Source organism: Companilactobacillus mindensis DSM 14500 (assembly GCF_001434275.1).
GTDB classification, from domain to species: Bacteria; Bacillota; Bacilli; order Lactobacillales; family Lactobacillaceae; genus Companilactobacillus; species Companilactobacillus mindensis.
Window position 1 is genome coordinate 1 of sequence record NZ_AZEZ01000009.1, and the last position, 3,842, is coordinate 3,842.

Below are 3,842 nucleotides of genomic sequence, written 5' to 3' on the forward strand. Positions count from 1 at the left end.
TACGGCTCACAGTGGACTTTCGCCACCAAGTTAGCGCCCATGCCGGGCGCACTACCAAAATAGATCATCCAAAATCAACTGGATGACCTTTTTAGTATTACTTTAAATAAAATATCAAATCATTAGAATCTATAATATTAACACTACTAATATAAAACAAATAAAAGTCGTTTAGTCTGGAATGGAATTCTGGTGGATGCTCAGCCGTGGTAGTCTCTTGGCTGGCGTCCTTTGCCAGGTTAGAGACAGACAAGCTTAGAGACAATTTGAACTGTAATTGGCTCTAAGTTGCTCTCACTGCGTTCCAGCGTCCACCAGAATTTCATGGAAGACGGCAGTGAACAACTAAAACCAAAAATTCTTTATTTTTGAACTTTTTTCAATTTACCATTGGCTTTGCGATAAACCAGATAAGTCGTAATCGGAACGGTCAAAATAACGCCCACTGTACATATCAAAGTGGTTAAAACTTCGGCCACAACCAGTTTATCATTAAGTATCTCAGTAAATTTATAGCCCAACGAATGAATAACGAAGAACAATGGGAAGGTCGATGAAAAGAAATTGAACAACAGAGTATTCGTCTGCGTATTGAGAATCTTATTTCCTACTGAAAAACCGTCATTAAAAATTTCACTCGGTGTCAACGTTGGCTTATTTTCAACGATTTCATTCAGTCCACTCGTTATTGCCACACTGGTTTCAGAGATAACGCCCAAACTATTAATAACGATGATGGAGATTGCCAATTGTGGAAATGAGATCCCGGCAGCCAATGAAAAGGCCTCTAATTCGTCTTGATTTTCAACACCCATACCTTGCGCATTTGCCCAGTATTCCAAAGGCACTGTGATCAAAAGAATAAGAATCATTATCAACAACGACGTTTTAAACGCTGTATTAGCAGTATTGCCGTTGTCGACGTTCATGTAAATCGCCACAATCAAAATGATCATTGAGATGATTCCAGTCGTCACTAAAACATTGAAACCGTCAGCAATTAAGATCAATAATGCCAAAATCGAAATAATATTGATACCCAGGCCAAACAACAGCGTAAAACCACGTGTTCCAGTGACTATCAACAACAATACAACGAAGGTCAAAAATAGATATAACATTATTTCATCCTCCTTGTGATCACTTTACTAGCGATAAAACTCGTTATCGGAACAGTCAAAACAATACCGATTGCACTGATCAATAGTTGAGTGATTCCGAGACTTAAAGTCATATTCATCGTGTAACCAATCGAATTTCCGTTAGTCATATACAATAAAACAACATTTAAATTCTCCGCTATAACGATGAATAAAAGAATATTGATCAGCGGACCTATCAATTCTTTACCGATATTGATACCGGACTTAAAGAGTGTCTTTTCAGCCACGTCGGAGACTTCCTTTTTCATTTCGATCAATGATGAAGAAATATCCATCGTCTCATCCAAAATAACTCCTAGAACACTGAAGATTACTTGCGACAAGAAAACGCCTAAATATGGCTGTAATTCAAAATCATTCAACTCCAAATGAATACTAGAGTAGCCTGACAATCCCAGTACAAAAGTACTCAACAACAAAGCAGCGGTCGTCGATATAACGGTACTAGAATAAGCCATCAAAGCCGGATATGTTGGTCCTAAAATGACTAACAATGCCACCGCAGAGATAATTAAAGCCGTTATAACGGTTAATGGCAGTAAGACACTGTTATGAGTCTTGATGATTGTGCGTAAATAGCCATAATAAATTGCGATATTAATTAAAACACTGATAAATAACTTTCGACGGTCGAACTTCATACAGTAGAGCAAGAAGATAACTATCCCGATGGTAAAAACAAGACTCGTATCACGTTTTACATTTTTAGGCGTGTAGCTTTTGCCGCTTTTAACCAAAATGACTTGTTGACCAACTGAGTATTTAGTATCGATAAGTTGGGATCTGTAATAGGAATTCTTAAAGGATATCGTCTGCCCTTTATTTTTAGTATTCAACAACTTGCCACTGACACGTTGCGTAATTTGGGTATCCGTATTCTTATACTCATCAGTTGATGTACTTTTATCTAGGGTTGTCACCTTTTGCACTTTAACCACCGGATCGTGGTACATAAAACTGTCAAAGTAAGTCAATCCAGTAACGAAAGCTACGATAAGACCAACAATCAGAAGTAAACGTATATTTTTTTTCATAGAAATTTCCTCTTATCTTTGCCAATGTCTACATTATATGTTTTTTCAGAAAATATTTAATATTTTTTGTATTAAAAATTTATAGTTGACAACACTATCCTTTTGAAATATATTTGAGACATCAATTTGTTAGGAGAAAACATTATGAAATCATTTATCTCTCTAAACATCGTGAATATTCGTTGGCAAAGCCGATAACTCAGATTGATCCGATATGGATTCAATCTGAATAGGATTGAATCCGTGTCGGCTTATTAAACTATGATAATTTTAGAGCCCACATGGAGAAATTTTTTAACAATTTAGCCATGTGGGTATTTTATTTTTTAGAGACAATCCCACAAAAATTCTGGGATTGTCTTTTTTATTTGGGGGAAGAAAACGATGAAACATACGAGAAGACTTTACGCAACACTTGCAGCACTAGCAATGTTCTTAATATTTGCTTATTTTTACACAGGGAGAGCTGATAGCCAAAAGGCCAATGCCATTCCTAAAGTTGGGGTTTTACAATTGATGTCGCATCCCGCCTTAGACCAAATCAACAAGGGGATCGATGATACATTGAAAAAGAATGGTTACATCGACGGCAAAAATGTCAAAATTGAGTTCCAAAATGCTCAAGGGGATCAAAGTAATCTAAGAACTATCAGTAAACAATTCGTTCAAGACAACGTTGATGTGGCCGTTGGGATCGCCACTCCATCAGTTCAATCACTTAAAAATGCAACCTCGAAGATTCCTATCGTCATGGGTGCTGTTACAGATCCTGAAGGTGCCGGAATCATTAGTAACAACAACAAACCGGGCAAGAACATCACCGGCGTTTCCGATCAAGCTCCTTTACAAGCTCAACTTGATTTGATGAAAAAAGTTGTTCCTAATCTCAAAAATATCGGTATTATTTATACATCCAGCGATGCTTCAGCTACTAGCCAAATGAAGAAAATGCAAGCTATCGCTAAAAAAGACGGCATCAATGTCCAAGTTTCCAGTATCAATTCAGTCAACGATATCCAACAAGTCGGAACAGCTTTAGCTCAAAAGGTTCAAACAATCTACGTTCCAACTGACAACACGGTTGCTTCTGGTATGAAGCTTCTATCATCAATCGCACTCAAACAAAACATCGCCGTTTTCCCAGCCGCCACTACTATGGTTAAAGATGGTGGTTTAGCCACAGTCGGATTGAGCCAATATGAACTTGGTGAAGAAACTGGTAAACACGTTGTTAGAATCTTACAAGGTAAAGAAGATCCAGCTACAACGCCGGTTACCTTTATGAAGAAAGGCCACTTGACGTTGAACGAAAAGATGGCTAAGAAACTTAATATTCAATTTCCAGAATCACTCATTAAAGAAGCTCAAAAGAAAGGACAAATTATCAAATGAATTTAATCGTATCTACTATAAGTCAAGGTTTCATCTGGTCCATCATGGCTATCGGCCTTTTCATCACTTTCAGAATTCTCGATTTTCCTGATATGACTGTCGAAGGTAGTTTTCCTTTAGGAGCTGTCACAGCCATCAGTTTGATCCAAAGTGGTCACTCAACGCTTTATGCTCTATTAATTGCCTTTGTCTTCGGTTGTTTCCTACGATTAGTCAAGTGGATATATAGAAAATGAGAGTATTCTAAACAGTA

At 37.4% G+C, this 3,842-nt stretch carries 4 protein-coding genes; 2 read left to right on the forward strand and 2 right to left on the reverse strand.

The genetic code is table 11. The features are described from left to right. Positions 1-362: 362 nt before the first annotated feature. Together FD29_RS01750 and FD29_RS01755 are read right to left on the reverse strand one after the other, a co-directional pair. Entirely contained in the window at positions 363-1,121 is a 759-nt protein-coding gene (locus FD29_RS01750) for a YibE/F family protein (RefSeq protein WP_057887268.1), read from the reverse strand. Beyond that, positions 1,121-2,197: a YibE/F family protein gene (locus tag FD29_RS01755; protein ID WP_057887269.1), complete on the reverse strand. Its 1,077-nt coding sequence runs from the start codon at positions 2,195-2,197 to the stop codon at positions 1,121-1,123. Before FD29_RS01755 ends, FD29_RS01750 begins: the two co-directional genes overlap by 1 nt. Before the next feature lie 384 nt (positions 2,198-2,581). On the opposite strand from FD29_RS01755, the gene trpX reads away from it, so the two are divergent. Together trpX and FD29_RS01765 are read left to right on the forward strand one after the other, a co-directional pair. Beyond that, positions 2,582-3,589, forward strand: a complete 1,008-nt coding sequence (trpX, locus tag FD29_RS01760) for a tryptophan ABC transporter substrate-binding protein (protein WP_057887270.1) — start codon at positions 2,582-2,584, stop codon at positions 3,587-3,589. After that, entirely contained in the window at positions 3,586-3,825 is a 240-nt protein-coding gene (locus FD29_RS01765; RefSeq protein ID WP_057887271.1) for a hypothetical protein, read from the forward strand. Before trpX ends, FD29_RS01765 begins: the two co-directional genes overlap by 4 nt. Positions 3,826-3,842 lie beyond the last annotated feature (17 nt).